The organism is Candidatus Peregrinibacteria bacterium (genome assembly GCA_016699145.1).
GTDB lineage: Bacteria > Patescibacteriota > Gracilibacteria > UBA1369 > 2-02-FULL-48-14.
Genome location: CP064962.1, coordinates 177,766 through 199,811 on the forward strand (window position 1 = coordinate 177,766; position 22,046 = coordinate 199,811).

General features: G+C 46.3%; 23 protein-coding genes, 3 tRNA genes and 1 pseudogene. 13 read left to right on the forward strand and 14 right to left on the reverse strand.

Going from position 1 to position 22,046, the window contains the following annotated elements; translation table 11 throughout:
* The first annotated feature begins 63 nt into the window (after positions 1 to 63).
* The 6 genes and pseudogenes from IPG41_00990 to IPG41_01015 all read left to right on the forward strand — a co-directional run bounded on the left by IPG41_00990 (position 64) and on the right by IPG41_01015 (position 5,554).
* On the forward strand, positions 64 to 831 hold the full coding sequence (locus tag IPG41_00990) for a hypothetical protein (GenBank protein ID QQR55135.1): 768 nt from the start codon (positions 64 to 66) through the stop codon (positions 829 to 831).
* 48 nt (positions 832 to 879) lie between these two features.
* Positions 880 to 2,115 carry a translation initiation factor IF-2 gene (infB, locus tag IPG41_00995; GenBank protein ID QQR55136.1) on the forward strand — a complete coding sequence of 412 codons (1,236 nt, stop codon included), beginning with the start codon at positions 880 to 882 and terminating at the stop codon, positions 2,113 to 2,115.
* Positions 2,116 to 2,202: 87 nt separating this feature from the next.
* Positions 2,203 to 2,940: a hypothetical protein gene (locus IPG41_01000; protein ID QQR55137.1), complete on the forward strand. Its 738-nt coding sequence runs from the start codon at positions 2,203 to 2,205 to the stop codon at positions 2,938 to 2,940.
* An 8-nt stretch (positions 2,941 to 2,948) separates the two neighbouring features.
* Positions 2,949 to 3,983 carry a dTDP-glucose 4,6-dehydratase gene (gene rfbB, locus IPG41_01005; protein QQR55138.1) on the forward strand — a complete coding sequence of 345 codons (1,035 nt, stop codon included), beginning with the start codon at positions 2,949 to 2,951 and terminating at the stop codon, positions 3,981 to 3,983.
* A pseudogene (locus IPG41_01010) lies at positions 3,895 to 4,616 on the forward strand (NTP transferase domain-containing protein). Before rfbB ends, IPG41_01010 begins: the two are co-directional and overlap by 89 nt.
* The gene (locus IPG41_01015) at positions 4,613 to 5,554 is read left to right on the forward strand and encodes a hypothetical protein (protein QQR55139.1); all 942 of its coding nucleotides are present in this window, start codon (positions 4,613 to 4,615) and stop codon (positions 5,552 to 5,554) included. The pseudogene IPG41_01010 and the gene IPG41_01015 overlap by 4 nt, the downstream one beginning before the upstream one ends.
* On the opposite strand, the gene IPG41_01020 is transcribed toward IPG41_01015, so the two are convergent.
* The 5 genes from IPG41_01020 to tig form a co-directional block, all read right to left on the reverse strand.
* On the reverse strand, positions 5,490 to 6,527 hold the full coding sequence (locus tag IPG41_01020; protein ID QQR55140.1) for a polysaccharide pyruvyl transferase family protein: 1,038 nt from the start codon (positions 6,525 to 6,527) through the stop codon (positions 5,490 to 5,492). The two genes, IPG41_01015 and IPG41_01020, sit on opposite strands and share 65 nt — an antisense overlap.
* On the reverse strand, positions 6,503 to 7,063 hold the full coding sequence (locus tag IPG41_01025; GenBank protein QQR55638.1) for a ribonuclease HII: 561 nt from the start codon (positions 7,061 to 7,063) through the stop codon (positions 6,503 to 6,505). The genes IPG41_01020 and IPG41_01025 overlap by 25 nt, the downstream gene beginning before the upstream one ends.
* Positions 7,064 to 7,191: 128 nt before the next feature.
* The gene (gene rplS, locus IPG41_01030; GenBank protein QQR55141.1) at positions 7,192 to 7,752 is read right to left on the reverse strand and encodes a 50S ribosomal protein L19; all 561 of its coding nucleotides are present in this window, start codon (positions 7,750 to 7,752) and stop codon (positions 7,192 to 7,194) included.
* Between the two features lie 87 nt (positions 7,753 to 7,839).
* Positions 7,840 to 8,397, reverse strand: a complete 558-nt coding sequence (locus tag IPG41_01035) for a winged helix-turn-helix transcriptional regulator (protein ID QQR55142.1) — start codon at positions 8,395 to 8,397, stop codon at positions 7,840 to 7,842.
* 214 nt (positions 8,398 to 8,611) lie between these two features.
* The gene (gene tig, locus IPG41_01040) at positions 8,612 to 9,895 is read right to left on the reverse strand and encodes a trigger factor (GenBank protein QQR55143.1); all 1,284 of its coding nucleotides are present in this window, start codon (positions 9,893 to 9,895) and stop codon (positions 8,612 to 8,614) included.
* A gap of 97 nt (positions 9,896 to 9,992) precedes the next feature.
* Between tig and IPG41_01045 the strand changes: the two genes are divergently transcribed.
* Together IPG41_01045 and IPG41_01050 are read left to right on the forward strand one after the other, a co-directional pair.
* The gene (locus tag IPG41_01045; GenBank protein QQR55144.1) at positions 9,993 to 11,786 is read left to right on the forward strand and encodes a hypothetical protein; all 1,794 of its coding nucleotides are present in this window, start codon (positions 9,993 to 9,995) and stop codon (positions 11,784 to 11,786) included.
* On the forward strand, positions 11,768 to 13,933 hold the full coding sequence (locus tag IPG41_01050) for a hypothetical protein (protein ID QQR55145.1): 2,166 nt from the start codon (positions 11,768 to 11,770) through the stop codon (positions 13,931 to 13,933). Before IPG41_01045 ends, IPG41_01050 begins: the two co-directional genes overlap by 19 nt.
* Before the next feature lie 30 nt (positions 13,934 to 13,963).
* On the opposite strand, the gene tnpA is transcribed toward IPG41_01050, so the two are convergent.
* The 3 genes from tnpA to IPG41_01065 form a co-directional block, all read right to left on the reverse strand.
* Positions 13,964 to 14,398 carry an IS200/IS605 family transposase gene (tnpA, locus tag IPG41_01055; protein ID QQR55146.1) on the reverse strand — a complete coding sequence of 145 codons (435 nt, stop codon included), beginning with the start codon at positions 14,396 to 14,398 and terminating at the stop codon, positions 13,964 to 13,966.
* Between the two features lie 102 nt (positions 14,399 to 14,500).
* Positions 14,501 to 14,872 carry a hypothetical protein gene (locus IPG41_01060; protein QQR55147.1) on the reverse strand — a complete coding sequence of 124 codons (372 nt, stop codon included), beginning with the start codon at positions 14,870 to 14,872 and terminating at the stop codon, positions 14,501 to 14,503.
* A 1-nt stretch (position 14,873) separates the two neighbouring features.
* Positions 14,874 to 15,317: a vitamin K epoxide reductase family protein gene (locus IPG41_01065; protein QQR55148.1), complete on the reverse strand. Its 444-nt coding sequence runs from the start codon at positions 15,315 to 15,317 to the stop codon at positions 14,874 to 14,876.
* Positions 15,318 to 15,397: 80 nt separating this feature from the next.
* On the opposite strand from IPG41_01065, the gene IPG41_01070 reads away from it, so the two are divergent.
* A tRNA-His gene (locus tag IPG41_01070) sits at positions 15,398 to 15,474 on the forward strand.
* Positions 15,475 to 15,650: 176 nt separating this feature from the next.
* Positions 15,651 to 16,727 (forward strand): hypothetical protein, encoded by a 1,077-nt coding sequence (locus tag IPG41_01075; protein QQR55149.1) that lies wholly within the window; start codon positions 15,651 to 15,653, stop codon positions 16,725 to 16,727.
* A 7-nt stretch (positions 16,728 to 16,734) separates the two neighbouring features.
* On the opposite strand, the gene IPG41_01080 is transcribed toward IPG41_01075, so the two are convergent.
* Complete coding sequence (locus tag IPG41_01080) at positions 16,735 to 17,247, reverse strand: thioredoxin family protein (protein QQR55150.1); 513 nt, start codon at positions 17,245 to 17,247, stop codon at positions 16,735 to 16,737.
* A complete protein-coding gene (locus tag IPG41_01085) occupies positions 17,228 to 18,526 on the reverse strand; it encodes an MgtC/SapB family protein (protein QQR55151.1) in 1,299 nt (432 codons plus the stop codon). Before IPG41_01085 ends, IPG41_01080 begins: the two co-directional genes overlap by 20 nt.
* Positions 18,527 to 18,609: 83 nt before the next feature.
* On the opposite strand from IPG41_01085, the gene IPG41_01090 reads away from it, so the two are divergent.
* Positions 18,610 to 18,696 (forward strand) — tRNA-Leu (locus IPG41_01090).
* A gap of 38 nt (positions 18,697 to 18,734) precedes the next feature.
* Positions 18,735 to 18,811, forward strand: a tRNA-Val gene (locus IPG41_01095).
* Positions 18,812 to 18,884: 73 nt separating this feature from the next.
* Here IPG41_01095 and IPG41_01100 read toward each other — a convergent pair.
* The 4 genes from IPG41_01100 to IPG41_01115 are packed head-to-tail and all read right to left on the reverse strand — an operon-like array spanning position 18,885 to position 21,311.
* Positions 18,885 to 19,460 (reverse strand): M23 family metallopeptidase, encoded by a 576-nt coding sequence (locus tag IPG41_01100; protein QQR55152.1) that lies wholly within the window; start codon positions 19,458 to 19,460, stop codon positions 18,885 to 18,887.
* 53 nt (positions 19,461 to 19,513) lie between these two features.
* Positions 19,514 to 19,765: a hypothetical protein gene (locus tag IPG41_01105; GenBank protein QQR55153.1), complete on the reverse strand. Its 252-nt coding sequence runs from the start codon at positions 19,763 to 19,765 to the stop codon at positions 19,514 to 19,516.
* A complete protein-coding gene (locus tag IPG41_01110) occupies positions 19,762 to 20,124 on the reverse strand; it encodes a hypothetical protein (GenBank protein QQR55154.1) in 363 nt (120 codons plus the stop codon). The genes IPG41_01105 and IPG41_01110 overlap by 4 nt, the downstream gene beginning before the upstream one ends.
* Positions 20,125 to 20,141: 17 nt before the next feature.
* The gene (locus IPG41_01115; GenBank protein ID QQR55155.1) at positions 20,142 to 21,311 is read right to left on the reverse strand and encodes a trypsin-like peptidase domain-containing protein; all 1,170 of its coding nucleotides are present in this window, start codon (positions 21,309 to 21,311) and stop codon (positions 20,142 to 20,144) included.
* Positions 21,312 to 21,482: 171 nt separating this feature from the next.
* Here IPG41_01115 and IPG41_01120 point away from each other — a divergent pair, with 171 nt between their 5' ends.
* The gene (locus IPG41_01120) at positions 21,483 to 22,034 is read left to right on the forward strand and encodes a 5-formyltetrahydrofolate cyclo-ligase (protein ID QQR55156.1); all 552 of its coding nucleotides are present in this window, start codon (positions 21,483 to 21,485) and stop codon (positions 22,032 to 22,034) included.
* Positions 22,035 to 22,046: the final 12 nt, after the last annotated feature.

Genomic DNA, 22,046 nt, shown 5'->3' on the forward strand with positions numbered 1-22,046 from the left:
CTCTCTCACGGCACGAGCCTCACCTCATTCTATACTGAAATGAATCATATACTCGACTCTCTCATGGACCCTCTCGTTATCCTTCACAGACATCTTTTAAGAGAAAAACAGGTAGGCAAAAAGGTAGAAGTGGAGGGCACCTCACCGAACTTACTCCAAAAAATCGCTCACTTTGGCCCCCTAGGCCTGATTCCATTTTTCCGAGAACAAATAGCTCAAATTCCAAACTTACCACACCTTGGACAAGGTCGCTTGGCTTTGATCGACAGCCAAGTCACTCCTCTAGCTTTCGATCCTCAAAGACTAGCACAGGCCGAAACCAATTTCAGAGCAGCGTTAGATTGTTGCAAAGAACCTATTTCCGCCGTAAGGGGACAAATCTTGATGCATTTGGGCGATATTGCCTACCTTAGAAATCAGCATCCAATAGCCTTGGCCTACTATGAGGCGGCCCATTCACAAGGCTTAAAAGATCCGGAGCTCTACTTCAGAACAGCTCAAACAGCATTCGCAATGCAAAGGATGCCTCCCGACTCCATCCAAACCCTGTTCAAAACGGCCATCAATGGAGGGTCCGTAGCGGCTTTGTACCCGTATGCGCAGTTCTTTAAAGCAAGGCATGACGGAATACCTCGCCTAACAGTACAACTTTGGATGCGCGCCGCAAGCTACGGGGACGAACGGGCCCAAATAGAGCTACAAAAGGCCGCACCTAGATGGAGACGCTGCATTGAGCAGGCCACTGAAGAAGAAGCAGCCGCAGATCGCAAGCAAGTGCAGGTGTACTGGGACCGCTTTTTCGCTAAAACCCATGATCGATTCGAAGCCTGACTTAAGCCTTGCCTTTGAACCTGTTTTAACCTAAAGTGGGTGGGCTTTATGGCCATCCCTCTTACACAACTCGCTTCCAAACTGGGTTTTACAGAAGCCGAAATGGAAAAAAAAATCCTTGAACTTGGTTTTGACGTGAGCGAAAAATTGGAAGACGACTTAGCCGAACTCATCATTGAAGAAGTGCTGGGAAAGGTGAAAAAAAGTGCCGCCGAATTTTATGATGAAAAAATCGCTGAAGAACAAGAAAAAGAAATCGTAAAAAGCCAACGCAAACAAAAAGCAGGGAAAATCGTAAAAAAAGCCCCCGCTCGGAATTTTGAACGAATGGAAGTGCGCAAAGGAACGGTTGAAATCCCAGAAAGCATCACCGTAAAAGAACTGGCAGAGAAAACCAGTGTGAGCGCTGCCGTACTGATTGGAGCCTTGATGAAAAATGGAATTTTGGCCAACATCAATCAAGTCATCGACTACGACACCGCCGTGATCATCACGGCCGACCTCGGTGTGCAGCTTAAAAAAGCGCACGAAAGCGCAACTGCAGAAGATATTTTTAAGGGAAATTTAGAAAAACTCCTCGAAGAAGATGATGAAGCCATTTTAGAAAAACGCCCCCCTGTTGTTTGTGTGATGGGTCACGTGGATCACGGAAAAACCACTCTTTTGGACGCTATTCGAGACGCTCATGTGGTGGAGTCGGAAGCAGGAGGCATCACTCAACACATCGGAGCTTACCAAGTGGAGCATAAGGGGAGAAAAATCACCTTTTTGGACACCCCCGGACACGAAGCTTTCACCGCCATGCGTGCTCGTGGAGCTCGAGTGACCGATGTAGCCATTTTGGTCGTGGCTGCCGATGACGGAATCATGCCTCAAACCATCGAGGCCATCAATCATGCCAAAGAAGCCGGTGTACCTGTAGTTGTGGCCATCAATAAAATGGATAAGCCCGATGCCAATCCCAACAAAATCAAAGCTGAATTGGTTGAACACGGCCTACAATCCGAAGACTGGGGAGGTCAAACCATCATGGTGCCGATTTCTGCCAAAAAACAGGAAGGAATCAATGAATTATTGGAAAGTGTGCTCCTGGTTGCAGATATGCTCGATTTAAAAGCCAACCCAAAGCGCCCTGCCGTCGCCAGTGTGGTGGAATCTCACCTCGACCCCAGTTTAGGTCCGGTGGCCACCCTACTTGTGAACACGGGAACGTTGAATGTAGGAGACAATTTCATTGTGGGGCAAACCTTTGGACGCGTGGAAATTGATGAAAGACGCGCATAAAAGAACCTTAAAACGCTGGGCCCCTCCGATACCGCTCAAATTGCCGGACTCAATGATCCTGTGGAAAGCGGCCAAATTTTACAGGTAATGGACACTGAAAAAATTGCTCGCCAAAAAGCCATGCAAGTGCACAACATGGCTCGGGAAGAAATGATCAGCGCCGGAATGGGCATGCAAGAAATTTTACAACGCATCAAAGAAGGAACCCTCAAACTCTTAAAAGTAGTTCTGAAAGCAGACACTCAAGGCTCCTTAGAAGCCATCAAACAAGCGCTCGCAAAAGTGAAAAATGACGACGTTGCGATCCGCGTGATTCACAGCGGGGTGGGCTCCATTTCTGAATCGGATGTGATGATGGCTGCAGCCAGTCGCGGAACTTTGGTGCTGGGCTTCCACACCGAAGCCAATTTACAGGTTGAACGCCTGGCCGAGCGCATGGGCATTGAAGTGGTGACTTATAAAGTCATTTATGAACTGATCGACGACCTCAAGAAGATCTTGACAGGCATGTTACAACCCGAACTCATCCACATTGAACTGGGCCAATTCAAAGTCATGAAGATCTTTTACACCGGAAAAAATGAAATGGTGGTGGGAGGAGCCATTACAGAAGGCAAAATGGAAAAGAAAGCCAAGTTACGAGTTTTGAGAGAAGGTGAAAAAATCGGTGAAGGACAGCTCACCGGACTCAAATTGGTGAATGAAGACGTGGAGATGCTTGAAAAAGGCACCGAATGTGGAGCGCGTTATCAAGGAAAAGTGAGCCTACAAGAAGGCGACATTTTAGAAGCTTGGAAAGAAGAAAAGAAAATGAAGACCCTTTAAGTTTTGTTATGAAAGTTCTTATAACCGGTGGAGCCGGTTTCATTGGCACCAACTACGTTTACGCTCATTTGGCGCGTCATCCGCAAGATGAGCTTTGGGTCTTGGATGCACTCACCTATTCAGGACATCGTGAAAATTTAGCAGAAGCCGAAGCCAAAGGAGTACACTTTATAGAAGGTCGCATCGAGGATGTTCCCTTTGTGAGAGACTTGTTCGAGACGGTGGGTTTCGATCTTGTGGTGCACTTTGCCGCCGAAAGCCATGTGGATCGCAGCATCAAAAACCCTGCTGCCTTCGTGCTCACCAATGTAGTCGGGACTCAAACTCTCTTGGATGCAGCTCGCGATTTCGAAGTAAAGCGCTTCCACCACATCTCCACAGACGAAGTGTATGGAGACCTCGGGTTCGGTTCAAAAGAGCGTTTCAACGAAAACTCACCCATCCGCCCCAGCAGCCCTTATTCAGCCAGCAAAGCTGCCTCCGATTTTTTAGTGCTTTCCTACCTGAAAACCTATGGATTGCCTGTGACTCTCAGCCGTTGTTCCAACAACTACGGCCCCTATCAAAGCCTTGAAAACCTCATTCCTCTGCTCATCTCTAAAGCAGTAGAAGGCGGCGCTCTACCTCTTTATGGAACCGGAAAAAACGTGAGAGATTGGCTTTTTGTGGAAGATCACTGCGAAGCCATTTTGACCATTTTAGAAAAAGGAAAAATTGGAGAAATTTACAATATTGGAGGGGACAGCGAACAAGAAAATGTAGAAGTGGCTCAAAACATTTTGCAAATCTTAAAAAAGCCAGAATCTCTCATCCACTTTGTAGAGGATCGCAAAGGGCACGACGAACGTTACGCCATCGATTTTTCAAAATTAAAGACCGAATTGGGCTGGAGTCCAAAAATGAATTTCGAAGAAGGGATGCGCCGCACCGTAGAATGGTATACACTGAGCACATATGAAAGGAGTCCTACTCGCGGGGGGAACCGGATCTCGGCTCGCTCCACTCACCAAAGTCACGAACAAACATCTGCTGCCGGTCTATAAGCAGCCCATGATCTATTACCCTTTGCTAAAAATGAAGCAAATGGGCATTGAAAGTGTTTTACTCGTGTCTGGAAGAGGCCACGCAGGTCACTTTTTGGAGCTTTTAGGAGGAGGAAATGAATTTGGCCTTAAATTGGCTTATGAAGTTCAAGAAGAAGCCGGCGGAATCGCTCAAGCTTTAAGCCTTGCAGAAGATTTTGTGGGAAACGAGCCCTTCACCGTGCTTTTAGGGGACAATATTTTCGAAGACGATCTCAAATCCGTCGCAGAAGCTTTTGAAAAGGGGATCAAGACGCTCACCTGTTCTTGAAAAAAGTGGCTCGTCCGCAAAGTTATGGAGTGCCTCGTTTTGAAAATGAAAAAATCGTTGAAATCCTTGAAAAGCCTCAAGTGGCTCCCAGTTCCTTTGCCATAACAGGCGCTTATTTGTATCGTCCCGCTGTTTTCGAGCTCATTCGACAACTGAAACCCTCCAGCCGAGGAGAATTGGAAATTTCAGATGTGAACGACCATTACGTGAAACAAGGTCATCTCAGCTACAGCATTTTAGATGGTTTTTGGGGGGATTGTGGAGAATCCATCGACGGACTCATGGAAGTGGCTCAGCAACTTCAAAAAGGTTTTAAAACATGAAGCTTTTTGTTTTTGGTTCCTTAGCGTTGGATGAATTGGGCCATTTCAAAGGCTGTTTTAAAGATTTGCTGCAAACGGGGTCGCCAGAAAAATTGTCCCTTTCTTTCATTGTTGAAGAAGTAGCAGAATCCCTGGGAGGTTGTGCGGGAAACGTGGCTTATGGCCTCGGTCTGCTCGGCTGCTCGGCGGTGGTGATTGGAAACTTGGGCCACGATGGAGAAAGCTATGCCAAAACCTTAAAAACTTGGGGTATGGACACGCGCTTCGTTGCTCGTAGCAAGAAATACCGCACCGCAAAAGCCACCATCACCAGCGACGCTACAGGGGCACAAATCGCGCATTTCAATCCAGGAGCTTTTGGAGAAGAAAAAGCTTTCATTTTACCTTCAAATGCTAAGCCAAACGACATTTTTCTACTGGGACCAGAAAATAAAAACCGCATGATGGAAGCGGCACAAGCAGCGAAAAAAGCTCACTTGCGCCTTTTTTTAGATCCAGGACAATTGTTGCACACTTTTTCAAAAAAAGAACTTTTAGAATGGATGGAAGGAGCCGAATGCCTCTTTTTGAACGAATATGAGTGGAGCCTACTTCAGTCCAAAACCACTTTGAAAGAAAAAGACATTCTAAAAAAAGTAAAAACGCTCATTCTCACTCACGGGGCTATAGGAGGGACTTTGCTTCAAAAAGAAGGCCGTTTTGAATGGGCGGCCTTCCCCGCTCGTTTTGTGGATGGAACAGGGGCCGGCGATGCCTTCCGAGCCGCCTTTTTGGCCGCCCTCCTAAAGGGCTTCCCTTTTCAAAAAGCCATCCAATGGGGTGCCATTTTAGGCGCAGCAGTGGTAGAAAGTCCCTTCGCTCAAGGTTACTCGCTCACAAAAGCTCAAGCGCTTGCTTTAAAAAAGCTCGGTTGGTCTGAATCAAAGCCTCAGCCTTAAATGCAGGAGCAGAAAGCCCTTTCAAGGCCTCACGCAAAGTCTCTTCCTCCCACTCCAACGGCTCTAAGATCACCTGATCCACCCCCAAGGCTTTAAAAAAAGCCGTCACTTTTTCACTGTAGGCCAAAGCCAAAAAAGGAGTGGAAGCCATCAAGGAAAAAATGCCCGCATGCAACCTGAAGGTGACTGCAAACTTGGCCTTTTGAAAGGCTAAAAACGCTTCCCGCGCAGAGGAAGGATAATAAGTTTCCCAAGGGAAAGCCTGTAAAAATTCTCGCTCTTTTAAGGGTTCCATGGACAAAAGAATCGGTTTCAAATGCTGCTTTTTTGCCCATTCGTTGATGGGTTTCACAAGCGTTAAAAGTCGCTCCAACGAAAAACCCGGCCATTTTCTAAACGACAATAAAAGCAGCTCTTGTCGTGCCACTTTAGGGGAAGCTTGCAGGTAGGACAAAGCAAAATCCGTGCCCACAGTAGCCGACAAACCCCATCTTTGAGGCCACTTGAGCGAAGTTTCATCTCGAAGATGAATAGCGCGAGCCCCCTGAAAAGCCTTTCGAGTCCACCAGCGAGCCCAAGGAGTTTTAAGCGGCCCCACACTTTGTCCCAAAATCACATAAGGAATTTTAAGTTTTTGCAAGATTTTAGCCTGACGATACCAAATGTAAGGTGCTTTCCAGGACTCCGCATCCGTAAAAAGCCCTCCCCCTCCAAAAAGAGCCAAATCATGCCCTGCCCACTGTTTTTCTAGAGCAGCAGCCTTGAAACGACTCCGAAACCCAGCCGGAGCAAAAGGGATTTTCTTCAAATTCCTATACAAATCCGTACTGCTGCGCAAACCCCCATGAGTGACCGTGAGCCCCCCTTTGAACTTTAAAGCCTCCAAATCCATCAAAATACCCCCTAAAATGGCATCGTCACCTAGGTTCCCGGCCCCATAATTTCCGATTATAAGAAGCTTTCTTGCAGACATTTTAAATTTTGAAGAGGTTTATAAGTTTTACGGTGCAAGTCACAAGGACCATGTTCTTGAAGCGCCCGCTGATGCCGTGCCGTCCCATACCCTTTATGAAATTCAAAACCATAAAGTGGAAACCGACTGGCCCATTCTACCATCAAACGATCGCGCGTAACTTTGGCCAAAATGGAAGCCGCTGCAATGCAGCGATAAATACCATCTCCTCTAATGACGGAGGTGTGAGGCAAAGAAAAATGAAAGGCATCGCGTCCATCAATGTAAATGTGATCCGCAGGAGCTTCAAGCTGAACCAAGGCACGAGAAAAAGCCAAAAAAGTAGCTTGCAAAAGGCCCTTCTCATCGACTTCCTCCGCACTGGCGACCCCAATTCCATGAGGACAAGTCGAACAAATCTTAGGGAAAAGCAATTCTCGCTGCTGGACCGTGAGTTTTTTGGAGTCATCCAAACCCGGCAAACGCAGCTTTTTAGGTAAAATCACGGCAGCAGCCACCACGGGTCCCGCCCAGGAACCACGGCCCACCTCATCCATGCCAACAACAATGCCATCAAAAGAAGGATTTTTCACCTTAAAAGCATAGAGGCTAGCTCAAAAAAAGGGAAGCAAATGAGTGAGCTTCGTGCGACAAAAAAGCTCCTTCCTGGGTTTTGAGAGGGCCTCTACTCTTGTTTTTCTTGTTTTTCTTCAGCAGGAGTTTCCACCGGAGTTTCAGGCGTTTCGTCCACAACTTCCTCTGGAGGAATCTCTGGCGTTTCCTCGGGAACAGCCTCTTCCTTCACCTCTTCCACCGCTTCAACGTCTTCCAAAGCTGGCTCGGAAGCACTTTGTTCCTCGGCACGAGTCGCCAAAAGCATTTCAATCACTCCGCCTTTCTTATCTCGAAGACGAGTGGATTTTCCTTCCAAAGTACGCATGTAATAAAGTTTGGAACGGCGAACCTTTCCGCTTTTCATGACTTCAATTTTTTCAAGAAGAGGACTGTGCAGAGGGAATACTTTTTCCACTCCAACACCTTCCACAACCTTGCGCACGGTAAAAGTCTTATCCGTCGCACGAGCACCAGAACTGAGCTTGATCACCAATCCTTCAAAAATTTGAACGCGTTCCTTTTCACCCTCTTTGATCCGTTGATGAACGCGAACCACATAACCGGGTTTAAGAACGGGAACATCCTTCTTAACAGAAGAGTTGGAAACGTGTGCTAACAGTGCTTGTGACATACTGAATTCAAAATGGCTTGGGTACTATAGGGATGCAAAATCCGTTTGGCAAGAGCATTTAGAGGCCACTTTAAAAAAGAGGGATCCCTATTGCCCTGAAGTGAGTTTATTAATGGCAATCATATTGTCTCGATCCTCCACCAAACTGAGGATGAACTTATCCTGACATTTCAAACGATACAAAAAATCATCGCTTTTAAGCACGCTGAACTTGATGGGAGCCTGATTTTCAAGCGTATCTAAATACTTTTCCAATTGTTCTTTATTAATGTCTCCAGAAATGAGCAAATCCACCGGCGATTCTTTTTCTAAAAAAACTCCTGAAACCAATAAAAAATCCAGCTGACCCATTTTTTGAATGTTCTTTATAACGGCATCAATGGAGGGATTCGCCTTAATGATGATGCGACGCAATTCATTGAAAAGCACAAAGTCTTTATTCACTGAATAAAATTTATGACGATTTTTCGCTCGACTCTTCAAAAGGCCCATTTTCTTGAGATTGTCCAGTTCACGGCGCACCGAGTTGATCTGTTCATCCAGCTCACGAGTCAGTTCACGCACGAAGTATTCTTCATCGGGCTTGAGAAGAAAAATAGTGAGCAATTTGACGCGTGCTTTCGAAGTGAACAGATGTTTCAGCATGTACACATATTTTATACAAACTTCCCGCAATGTATAATTTTTTAATTCAAATTGCAAGTTCAATTGCCCAAAAAGCCCCCTTTAAGATTAGAGACTTGGGACGGTCGGCATAGACTTAGCGAACAATTTATTTGATCGCAATGTGCTTCCTAAGCAGGCTATGAACAATTTACTTACTCGACTTCCGACTCCTTCGAACACCGCTTGAAGGCACTTATTTTTGCGTGTGTCCACGAACCAATTTCTTGAATCGAGCCGTTTGCTTCATGTATTCACGCTCTTCGGTCCCCGCCGCATAGCGACCGCGAAGCATTTCGCGGAACTGTTCAGGGTAACGACCTAAGATTTTTTCCACTTCTTGCTCCACTTCTTCTTCGCTCACTTCAGGATTTTCAAGTTCAAACAGCTTTTCCAAGCCAAGGCGCACCAGCACCTGCTCGGCTGCCGTGGTTCTGAGTTCCGTACGCAGGTCCTTCCCTTCTTTCTTTAGATTTTCCTGATAAGCTTCCCAACTTTCTTTGCGCTTTTCGACATCCTCTTTAATGCGTTCCACCATCAGATCAATCTCACGTTCCACCAAGGCTTCCGGTACCTCCGCTTCCACATGCTCAGCCAGTTGTTTTAAAAAGTCATTTTCAAGGCGTCCTTCTTCTTGCATTTGCTTCTGAACAATGAGCTCTGCATGGATGTCCTTTTTCATCGTTTCCAATGTTTTTTCAGGGTCTCCAGAAACCTGCTTCGCCCACGCATCGTCCGCCGTAGCCGCCTCCGACTCTTCCACACGATTCAATTTGATGTGAAATTTGACCTTTTTATCTTGGAAAGAAGCCTTGTGATAATCCTTGGGGAAAGTGATCCAAAAATCCTTTTCCTCACCGATTTCCATGCTCTCCACCTCTTCTTCAAAACCAGGGATCAGCGAGCCTGAACCCAAAATCACAGGATGATTCTTGCTAGAAGTGCCTTCCAAGGCCACTCCATCTTCATCTAAACCGTCGAAATCGATTTCAACGCGATCTCCCTTTTTCGCAGCACGAGTCACATCCTTCCAGTTTTTAAAACGTTCCAAAAAATTGTCGATCACTTCTTTGACTTCTTTTTCGTTCACTTCCATTTTCGCCATTTTCACGGAAAGATTTTTAGGGTCTTTTTTAAAACTCACTTCGGGGCGTAGCGCCACCAAAGCCTCATATTTGAGAGGCTGATCTTTTAAAATTTGGATCTTAGGATAAGCCACTGGACGAAGTTCTTTGGAGCGAACGGCCGCTTCGTAACTGACTCCAATGGCATGATCGAGCACTTGAGCCATAAAAGCTTGTTCCCCCACATGGTCTTTTAAAACCTCAACAGGCACGTGTCCCTTGCGAAAACCGGGCACATTCACATGTTCTTGCAGCTCCTGCGTGGCTTTTTCTTCATATTGCTTCATTTCCTCAGCAGTGAGCTCAATGGTGAGCTTGGCTTCGGATTTGGCCAATTTTTCAACTTCGATATTCATGCAGTGGGGTAAAAAAACTTGGCATAGAATACTTGACCTTATAGGGTATTGCAATTTTTTCCGTTTTTTGCTATAATTCAAAGATTTACAAATACGTATGGCTATGGATTTGTCCGCTCCAAAAAATGAAAACCTCGAACTCGGCGAGATTGAAAAACCTCGCGACCTTTATGAGAAAGCCATGGATCTGGCTTATGAAAAAATGGATCTTCAAGCCGAATATGCCGGGCTTCTAGACGGTGGTTTTTCAGAAGACAATGAGCAGGTACAAAAAGTGGAAGTGGAAATCGCCCTCATCGACCGCCAAATCGACTCCCTTGCCACTCAATGGGCCGAAGGAAAAGTATCGAACCGCGTGAATCAAAAACGCAGTGCACGAGTGGAAACTCGAAAAAATCACTTCCTCTCTCGCTTGGAGCGAAAAATGAGACGAAACGAAAGACAAATGGATCGGGAAGAAGTGGATGAGGAAAAAACAGGAGAAAAAGTCGACCGACGCATGGACCGTTGGGAACGTCGCATGGATCGTAAAAAGAGCCGCCAAGAAGCACGGGACATCAAACACGGTGGACGCACTCGAGCTTCAGAACGAAAACAAGCGCGCTGGGAAGCGCGTGGAGACCGCCGTAGTGCAAAATGGGAACGTCGCATGGACAAGCGAACCGATCGTCTTGAGCGACAAGTAGAAAAGACCGACAAAGAGTTGGTGTTTAAACTCAGAGAAGCGGGTCTCAGACCCACTCATTTGGGGATGGAAGGGCCTGAAAGAGACCGTGCCTTGGCCTTGGCCTTTGCCGATGATCCCGAAACTCTGGCCTATTATAGAGAAGTTTTAGCCGAAGGGCCCGAGTCCCCTGAATATGAAGAAGTGATGGCTGAACTGCAAGAACGCCAAGGCGAACTGCAGACCTCTGAAAGATACCGAGAGACCTTGGACAAGACTGACGTTGCCCTTAAACAATTGGAAAGAGCTTCTTTGCAAGACAATTTGTGGGGCAAGTTTGGCGATTTGATTGGTGATTTTGGAAGAAATCCCGGTGCCATGGCAGCCATGGCTGGAGTACTAGCGGGTGTTTACTTTTTTAGAGATAAAATCTTCACCAAAGAGGTGGGTTATGTCGTGGGAGGCTTGGCCCTTCTGGGAAGCGGAGTTTACACTGCCGACTTTTTGATGGAGAAATTGGATAAAGAACATCGAGGTATTTTTGATCGCCTAGGATGGAAACCCAGTGATGCTTTGGCTCCTAATGTTTTAGAGAGTTATAGAAAAGAACACTTCCCTTATCTTCCTGAGAAAGACAGGGACAGCGCAGATGAAATGATGCGAATTTTCAATGTTCCGATGAGTCGAGTGAACGATGTCTTTGGACAAGCTGTGAATGAACATGAAACCAGCATCGATACCAGGAAGTTCTTGGGAGAACAAGCTGACGATAGAAAAGACGCTGTAGATACAAAAAGTGAAAGTCATATGGATGGAACGGACCTTTACCGTGGCCTGCGTTCGTTCTACATGGAATGTGCCGAGCGTTCATTGGGTGAGCGTGGCCTTTCAAAACTTTCAGAAGACCAAAAAATTCGAGCGGGTATTGCCTACTCAAAGGCTCACTTCATAGGAAAAAGTTTTGCTGAAGCCTCCACCATTTTGAGACTGGATTCTCGTATTCCTTCTCATAAAAGCGAGCAAGTTGCCGGCGCTCCAATGTCTAGAGCTGAGAGTTTCGACCGACATTTGGCCTTCCCACAAAATGCTTCCTTAAAAGTTTGGGCTGAAAACCCTGCTGCACTCAACACCTTGAGGGCCTTGCCCACTGGAGAAGTGCTCGTGAAAGGGTATCCTTATAAATACAATTTTTCCGATCAAAAAAACACGTGTTCACCGATGTTCTAGACGGTTCGGTCTATGTGATTCCCGATGCTTTAGAATCTGGGGACCTCAACCAACGCCTTGCCGCTTTAGCTTCTGAAGCAGAAATCAAAGTGAACAAAGCATTTGCAGCTTTCAAAGGTCAAACCGAAGCCAAACTTCAATACCTCGAAAGTGGAGATTGGAGCACAGTACCTCGGATGCCTCGTTTGACTCATGGCGGGCTCAAGACCGGTACCGATGGCATTTCTACTCTGCTCTTCGCAGACTCAACAGGCTTCCACATCACTTTTGAAGGAGCTAAAAAAGATCAATACTTCGGCAGTTTGGAAGAAATGCAAAAAGCTTACGACAAACAAAACGTCTTCCCCGAGCTGGTGAATCGCGACGTGGGTCATCTTTTGGTGGACATCCCTTATTCAGTGGAAAGCGTGACGGACGACGAAAAAACCACCACCGTAACCCTCAACTATGACGGAGGACACACCGGGGTACTCACTTATAAAAACGGCGTGCTCGACTCCACTCGTTTGGCTCAAAGTACCGAACTGGCCCAGCGCCAAGAAATGGAAGTGCAAAAAGAAATCGTGAAGTTCTTCTCACGTGCAGAAATTCAAGACAAACTTGTGGAAGCAAAAGGCATAGATCCTGACCTTTACTTGCGCCTTGAAAATTTTGCCACCGAAGGATTGGTGAGCAATGCACCTGGTATCGAATACAACGCGGGGCTCTTCAGAACTGCAAGCAAAACCGCTTCTGAAATGTTCAATGCACTTTTGGACAGCAACGACTGGACCGGAAACACCGTGGAAGCGCGAGCCAAAGAAGAAACAGAACTTCAAATGGACAAAGATCTCGGAAGCATGATTGTTCAAATGAATAAAGAATTGCTGGAACTCCTGCAAAAGGGACTCCCTCGCACCCAGTACGAACAAGAAAAGAAAATGCTCATGAAGGGCTATGAAAGCCAAATCGATACCCTTATTGGCAAAGAACACGACATTCAATTGTCGGATGAAGAGTTGAATCGAATGAAAACAGCAGCGGAAGAACGAATGGAAGAAGCCCTGTCACCCATGAAACACCTCCTCAGCATGGACGGAAATCAAGAGGCGCTTTACCAAGAAAAGCTTCAGGGCTGGCAAAAAAACGTCGTTGCCGCCATCACAGCTTTGGGAAGAAACCCCATGAAATCCAAAGTAGATGCAGTGATTGAGCAGCATTACGCAGACGCCAGTAAAGAAGCCAATGAACATCGAGGACTCAACACCAGTGAATCAGCGGACCTCTTGATCGAAAAGAAACTCAACGGAACCAACCAAGAAAAATGGAAAGAGGCCACTCGTTTGGTTTACTCGAATCTTTCAAATAACCTAGCTTGGAAAGCCTCTGAAATTTTAAACAAAGGAGAAAATCTTAAAGATTTAATGGATCTTTACTATGAAAAAATCAAAAACGGAAACGCTGCCGCGAGCAAGGAAAAGGCAAAAGAATACGTGCTCCACTACTTCCTCCCTCTAGTTCACCTAGAATTGAAAGAAGTGTCCTACCAAGAAGCACGCGGCAAATTGGAAGGGCTAAAATCCTTTGACGAATGGCTCGCAAACCCTGAACAATACGCCGTGCCTTCTAGCCTCGATGAAAGCTTCCGCATGGAACAGGACAAAGATGCCGTGATGGAAAGCTTCATGGAAGAATTCGACACTCACTTGCAAATTGGAACACTCAACCCCACTCGTTTGGATTTCTGGGATCAACAATGGCCCGAGCACTGGCGTGCTTCCGTGGAACGACGCGCGCAGCAAATCCGCACGCTGCACGACAACGACCCTGTGGACTACACTTCAGAAGCTTACCGACAAGATCTAGTCGATTTCAGAAAATTCGTGGCCCTGGAACACAATGTCTTCCAACTGCTCATTCAGCACGACCTGGAACCCGATGACCATGCTCGTCAAATCGAAGGAATCATCGATAGAAATTTCACCCTATGTTGGAAAGACAAAGATTATCCAAGTTATTTCAAAAATCTATACAAGGAAATCGTCGCTGTCGATGAAGACTGGCTTCCCGAATGGCAAGATCCAGTGATTGAAGAAGCCTTGGATGGCATCGATATAGAACGCCTATTTACCATCCCGTTCCTATGGACGAACGGCTTCAAAACATAAATGAACCTCCCCGAGCTTACGCTCGGGGTTTCAGCCTAGTTCAAGCTGCGCTTGGCCCGCATCTTCTTCGCCCTGTTGTTGGATATACTTTCGAATGACCTCCTCGTTAATCCCAACTGTGGAGGCAAAGTAACCTGCCGACCAAATACTTCTCGTCCCCCAGTACACTTTTCTAAGAAACGGAAACTTTATGTTCAACTCACGAGCTGTGTTGGCTTTTATTATTCTCACCACCTCTCCCACTGCTATTTGTGGAGGTATGGAAATTAAAATATGTACATGGTCTAAATCCGTGTTTACCTCTTTCACCACCAGTTCCGGATAGTACTTCGGAATATCCTTCATCACTTCCTGCAGAAAAGCCAACACACCTTCGTTGAATATCTTCCGACGGTATTTGGTCGGCCAAACTAAGTGATAGTCACAGATGAAAACTGCGTGTGAGCTTTTTCGTAGCTTCTTCATGCCTCCACTTTACACCACCACGAAGATGCGGGCACCCACTACATCCCTCGGGCTTACGCCCGGGGAACTACGTCAGTTGATTAGAATGCCTCTAAAGGCTATCTATTTCAGCAAAATGCTTTCCTCCCCGGGCAAAGGACAAGAAGTGGCTTCAGCGAGTTCTTCAAAACTCTGAACTCCCGTCACCTTCGTTCCGTCTGCAAAAATCCAAGTGGGGTACTGCTCCACCCCTGCCGCAGTACAAGCCCCTGCATCGGCATTTTTCCCGTTGGGATCACATTCCACATAAGGAAGCAAATCTTTGGCATCTCCAAATTCCTTCTTTTGATCCGAACAATGAGGACACCAGAAAGCTCCATAAAAAGTAGCTCCGCTATTGGCAATACACGTAGCGAAGGCATCATTTGTGGTGTCGCGAGCACAACCGAGCAAGAACACAGCCATAAGGGCAAGCAAAGCGAAGATTTTTTTCATATCATTGAGATTTAGAAGAATTAAGAAGAGAAATAAAAACCCCGTACTCAAGCAGAATCAGCACTTGCTGGCTCATGCAAAAAATACAAAAAGTTTGGAGTACAAAAGCCTCCACGGCCGTCAAATAAAGAGAGAAAGCCAAAGCCCCAGTGAGCCCCGCAAAGACCCAAGGAACTGCTTTTTTTTGGTCGACATAGAGTCCACGCAAACTGAAAAGCACTAAGAAAAAATACGTAGCAGCCCCCAGGCCCGCCACCGGAAGGCCAAAGAGTGTGGAGTAAATGCTTTTGTTCACGATATCGCAATTCCAACGTTCCCCTAAATTACAAACATCACCGAGTTCAGGCCTAAAATGCAAATGCAGCAGATGCAAAGCAATGCCCAAAGCCAACAGGTTTATGACGAATAAAACGCGATAATGTTTTTTATAGGAAGAAGGCGTCACGCAAACATGCTAACACTTTGCTGTTGCTCTTTCTAGATGAAACTCTTAAAATTGGCCCGCCCTGCAATGGGTTTATTACGGTGGGTGTAGCTCAGTTGGTTAGAGCGCCAGGTTGTGGCCCTGGAGGTCGTGGGTTCGAACCCCATCATTCACCCCAGTTTTGTTGTACATAAAAAACCCATCGAGAAGTCCAGTTTGTCAATATTTTTGACAACAGCAAATAGGTATATTACGCTTTACAAATTCCTAAATTGTTAGAGAATCTGGGTTAGCAAATTTAAAAAATAGAAAAATATCAAAAAAATTGATTTCAACATTCATCCACTTGTCAAAATGCTTAACACAAATTTCACACTAGATCGAAAACTTTCCGCTCAAGATATCAAATTGCACGAACTCGTTGAAAACTTACTGGTCGTGCTCTCAGAAAAAGAAAAGTTCATCATCAAAAGTCGTTTTGCCCTGAATGTTCCTCAAAAACTGACTCTGGAACAAATCGGACAACAGTTTGGAGTGACTCGAGAACGGGTGCGGCAAATTGAAAAAACCGCCCTTCGAAAACTGGAACGCAATGCCCAAAACACCAACATCAGAATCTTAACCGAGTTCGCCAAAGCCCTCCTCCAAAAAGAAGGGGGCATCGCCGCCGATTCTTACTTCAAAGAGCAACTTTTAAAAATCCTTCCCAACATCACTTCTGAAGAGATTCAAGAACTGCATTTGGCCCTTTCTCTCGATCGAGACATCCACTTTGAGCCCAACACTCTAAAAAATCACCCCTATTGGAGAACCGCTCGCTTCAACGACAACTCCATCGCCACAGTGGGGAACATCAGCAACAAAACCCTCAGTAAAACAAGTCACATACTCCCCATTGAACAATTGGCTGAAAAAATCAATGAAAACAGCGAAAACCCACTGAGCATAAATCAGATCACAAACATATTCCGCATCATTCGAGAATACAAAATCACCGACCAAGGAATAGGCCTTTACAACTGGAGACACATCAATCCACGAACTCTAAAAGACAAAATCATCTACATCTTGAATCGCGAAAAAAGGCCTCTGCATTTTGAAAAACTAACCAACTTGATTCGAGAAAGCAAATTCGATCAAAAACGAACCAATATACAGGCCGTGCACAACGAACTCATCCGCAATGAAAATTTCATTCTGATTGGGCGCGGAATTTACGCCTTGCAAGAATGGGGCTATAAAACAGGCACCGTAGCCGACGTGATCACCGAAATTTTAGCCGACGGAGTGCCTCGCAGCCGCGAAGAAATCACCAAAGCAGTCCTCGATCAACGTCATGTGAAAACCATCACCATTTACCTCAATTTAAAAAACAAAAACCAATTCGCTCGCGTGGGACGAGACAAATACACCTTGTTGCGCTTCGCTTAGAAGCCCTCTACGCCCACTTGATGGAACAGCCCATGGAATGAATTTGTTCTTTTGAAGGAGCCTGCCCTTCCAAAAGCGCTTCCACCGCAGTTTTCAAACCCTCAAAAGCCCCGTGATAAGCCAAACAACGATCGGGACCATAGACAAAAATATCGGGCGTGCACGCCGCCTGATAAGCCTCCGCCGCACTTTGATCTTCATCGTATAAATAAGGGAAACTTTGCCCTTTTTCTTGGGCATAGTGCTTCATTTTTTCAAAAGAATCTTCAGGGTAAGCAGTGTTCGCTCCATTGGAATTGATCCCGAGCATTTGCACTTCCGAAGGAAAGTTTTTATCTAAAGTTACGAGCTCGGACCAAATTTTCTGCACATAAGGGCAGTGGTTGCACATAAAAATAAGCACCAGCACCTTGGCTGAAGCGTAATCCTCTAAAACATGCCATTTTCCATCAATGCCCTTGAGTTTGAAATCAGGAGCCGAGGAGCCCAAAGGAAGCGTTTTAGAGTGCAAAAGCACCATAACTCACAGGGATTAAAGCACTCGCCCATCCTACCAGAACCACAAGGATCATTGAAAGCAAGACACGTAAACCCACCTGCCGTGAAGCCAAAAAAAGAGCAATAAACCCCTTCGAGAGCGTATTGGTCATGACCACAATCAAAACCCCCATGGCCGCCATAGAATTGGAAATACTGCCATCCTGAGCCAAGTGTGTCATTGAAACCGTAATGGCATCCACATCAAAAGTTCCCGAGAAAAAAGCAGTCAAATAAAGCCCCAACTCACCAAAACTCACCGCAGCAAATTTGGAAGCAAAAAGTAAAACTGAAAAAATCAAAGCAAATTGAATGGCCGTGCTCAACTGAAAAGGACTTTTTAAAGGAAGTTCTTGCAAGGACAGGACGTCGCTAAAAGGCTCTTTTTTTTGAAACCAAAAATAGGTGGCCAAAGCAAAGCCGCATAAAGTCATGGCCAGCAAAGGGATCAAAAGCTGTTCAAGCAGTGCAGGATGGAGCACCAAAACTGTAAAAAGCACACGAATGAACATGGCCGAGGCCGCAAGCAAAAGGCCAAAAATAAAGGGATTCACAAGTTTTTGAGATTTTTTACTCAAAGCAGAAAAACTCAACGTCACGGCCGTAGAAGAAATGAGTCCACCCAAAAAACCACCGAGTCCTATGCCTTTTTTGGGTCCAAGCAACTTAATGCCCACATAGCTGGCAAACGAAATGGAACAAATCAAAACGACCACAAACCACACTTCATAAGGATTGAAAATGTCCAAAGGCCCATATGAACGATTGGGCAAAAGAGGCAAAATCACAAAAACCACCGCAATGAATTTAAGGGTATCGTAAAGCTCCGTCTTCCCTAAACGATGGGCAAAACGGTGTAAGGGTTGTTTAAAGTACAAAATAAGCACAAGAACCAAAGTGATCACCGTGGCATACAACTCCCCAACTCCTCCCCGCCCAACCAAAAGCCCGATCATATAAACAAAGAAACCAGCCAGCTCGGTAGTGGCTCCTAAATTTTTATTTTGCAGGGAAGAGATCACATAAGAAGCGATCACTAAAGAAAAGTAAGCCGCCGTAAACAAAACAAACAAAAATAAGTGATCAAAAAAGAGGCGATAAGCCAAAAAGCCATACAGAGACACCAAAGCCATGGTACGCAGCCCTCCAAAAGCATGAACAGGCTCTGTTTGCCCGTGATTGCGTTCACGCTCCAAACCAATGAGCCCTCCCATAAGAAGAGCGAGTCCAAGATCTTGAAAAAAAAGGAAAGTTTCAGGCATGAAAGGCGGCGTCTAAAAATCATGATAGAAAAATCTTGCCCTTTCCGCAAGATTCGCTAAAATGCGTGGGCACTTTGAAAAATGCGCAGGTGGCGAAATTGGCAGACGCACTACCTTGAGGTGGTAGCTCCCTTACGGGATTGGAGGTTCAAATCCTCTCCTGCGCACCATCTCTCCGTCCTCACTGCCAAGGACACCCCACACATGTGGGCGCTTAGCTCAGTTGGCTAGAGCATCTCGTTTACACCGAGAGGGTCGGGGGTTCGAATCCCTCAGCGCCCACCAGATTCGGAAAGACAGCCGGCCTTCAGGTCGGGTGGCTTTGCGATGTCTGCGAAAATCCTGTGAGCGTCATCCCTCAGCGCCCACCCTCCCATTTATAAAGCACTTCCACCAGTTCCCCCCAGGTTACGGCCTGGGTCGGCGAACGTTTTTCTTGAATGAGTCCACGCTGCTGAGCCCAATCCATGGCCTTGTCGGACCAATGAGGAGGCACAGTGACTTTTTTAAGATAAGCCAAAGGATCAATATTGTAGCCCTTATAGACCAACTCCGTGCGGCGCATGACCTCCCCACCTGCTTCAGGCTGTGCCGCCAGCACCTCAAAATGCAAGTGAGGGCCGCTGGTCACACTGCCTGTGTTGCCCGAACGTGCAAAAACCGACCCTGCCTTCACCGAATCACCCGCTTTCACTAAAAACTCACTCAAATGTGCAAAAACCAAGATATTCCCTTCCACATCTTGACCATATAAAACCTTGCCCATTTGAGGCTGTTCACGCAACGTTAAAACCTTAAAAGGAATGGGGAAAGTCAAATCGCTGCCCAAACGTGCCCCTAAATCCACCCCAGTATGACCTCGCGTAGGGTCGTATTCCTTGCGAGAACGGCTGCGGTAAGGATTCGTAACCCGAAAACCTAAGTATGTATCCATAAAAAGAAGGTTAGCAGATTAAAAGTCAACGCTGCCCCAACTCCGCCATCTTTTCACCAAACAAATATCCAAGACCCAAAGTGACAATGGGCACAACCATTTCGAAAAGACTGCCTTGGTCTCCCTTGTAAAAAATAAGCGATCAAAGCCCCCAAAATCAAAATCAAAATAATAAGCCCGGCAATGTTGCGAGCCGCGTTGGTTCCCGTACCAAAAAGTTTACCCAACACTCCAGCCTGCAAACGGCGTTCAGCCAAATTGACCGAAGGGTCTTCCATGGAACTGGGAACTTTAAGTACACTCATGATTTGGCTTGATAAAAAGTATAGTGAAGCAAGCGGCAATCAGAATCCGCCAAGGCATAGATTCGATAATTCAAATACAAAGGCTTTTCATCGATCATACCGAGTTCAATGGGGCTCACATTTCCCGTACCTAAATCGTAATCAAAATTCACAAACTGCAATTCCAATTTACGGTCCCCACACGGAAGCACTTCCACCCGTGGACGATGAGGGTCGATTTTTTCGGAATGAAAACTGAAAATAAACACCAAGTCTTCGCCTTCCAAAGGCAAAGTGAGCGTCAAAGGGTCCTCATGAAAAGTGATGACGGAGCCCGCCGCAATGATGTGATGACGTTTGGAATCTGCAGTGAGTTTCATACAAACCCATTATCCCGCTACAACTCACTCTTCGCCAAGCGAACTTGAAGAGAGAGACTTTCCCCCTTGCGCCAGACTTCAACCTGAATCAGATCATTAATAGAATATCCGGCAATGGCATTTTGCAATGAAAAATATTCCGTGAGGGCTTTCCCATTCACCGAAAGCAAAACATCCCCTTCTTGAATTCCAGCCTCATCTGCAGGGCTATCCTCCACCACTCCCGGGCCCGATTCAGGGTCGCCAATCACATAGGCTCCATGCTCCACACCCAAAGAAAAATGCTCTTGCAAACCAGGTGTCACAGGCACATAACGCACTCCAAAGAAAGGCCGTAAAATTTCTCCATGCTCTTGGTAAGACTTGAGCACCACTGCAATGTCATTGGAAGGAATGGCAAAGCCAATGCCGCTGGCCGTGCTGTCGATAGCGGTATTCATCCCCACCACTTCTCCAGCCAAATTGAGCAAAGGCCCCCCACTGTTGCCGGGATTGATGGCCGCATCGGTTTGTATGAGATTCACTAAATTTTCGGATCCAAAACCAGCTCCACTGGCCACAATTTGACGATCGCGCGCAGAAATGATTCCCAAAGTCGTGGTATTGGAATATTCACCCAAGGCATTTCCGATGGCCAAAACAGGATCGCCCACCTGCAGCGCATCCGAATCAGCAAAATTCAAGTGAGGTAAATCCCCCAAACGTTCGTCCTCCCCCACAATTTGGACCAAAGCGATGTCATTCAAACTGTCTTTATCCAGCACCTGTGCTTCCAACTCAGTACCGTCATCCAAAATCACCACATACTCGGCTTCTTCATCTAAAACCACATGCTTATTAGTGACCACCAAACCCTCAGGACTCACCACAAAACCCGTGCCGCTGCTCACTTGCGAAAGCTCAGGCTCTTCATTCTGATCAGGCTCAGTAGGTTCAGAAAATGGAAATGGACCGAATAAATTTTGATTGTAATATTCCGATAAATCTTTCAAAGCGACAATAGAAACCACCGCCGGAGCCGCTTCTTCAATCACGGAAGCGTAAGAGGTTCCATCAAAGTTCAGCTCGCTGGAAGGGTTGGACAAAGGCTCAGTCCCATGGAAAATCAAAGCCGCCACCAGCCCCCCTCCCAGTGCCCCAAAAAAGACTCCAGCAAAAGAAGAAAGAAGGAAAACTTTTTTAAGCATAAAGATCATTAAAAGAAGTACACAAATTTTAGAGGCCATCTCAAAAAAAGGGAAGAGCAAGAACGCAGTGCCGTCTTAAGCACTCTGGTCTTTTTTTGAGATGGCCTCCGGCACTATTTTTGGCTTTACAAAAGAAAGCCCAGCCGTCACACTGTGCACGGTTTCAACCCAATGACAAAACAACTCCTTCGAACGCAATTCAGGGAGAAGCGCCGTGCGCTGCTTCCAGACTTAGCCGGGGAAAAAAGCCTCGCCATTACTCGCAAACTTCTCGAACTCAAAGAATACAAAGACGCCACAAGCGTCCTTTTTTACGTCTCAATGCCCGAAGAAGTCGATACTCATCAAGTGATTCAAGAGACCCTCGCGCTCGGTAAGAAAGTCTACCTGCCCAAGATCAAAGGGGAAGTTCTAGCAATCTGCCCACTCAACCGTTTCGAAGAACTTCAACCTGGCGAATTCGGCATTTTAGAACCTTGCGAGCCCACCAGCCCCTCACATCCTGCCCACATCGACCTCATCGTGATTCCTGGCATCGCCTTCGACCAGCACGGTCACAGGCTCGGTCACGGCAAAGGCCACTACGACCGCTTGCTCAAAGAAGTGCACGGCTTTAAAGTGGGCCTCGCTTTCGACGAACAAATGGCCGACGACCTGCCCGTGGAAGCACACGACGTGCCTTTAGATCTGCTGCTTACGGACTCCCATTCCTTCACTTTTTAAACTGTCGCCTCG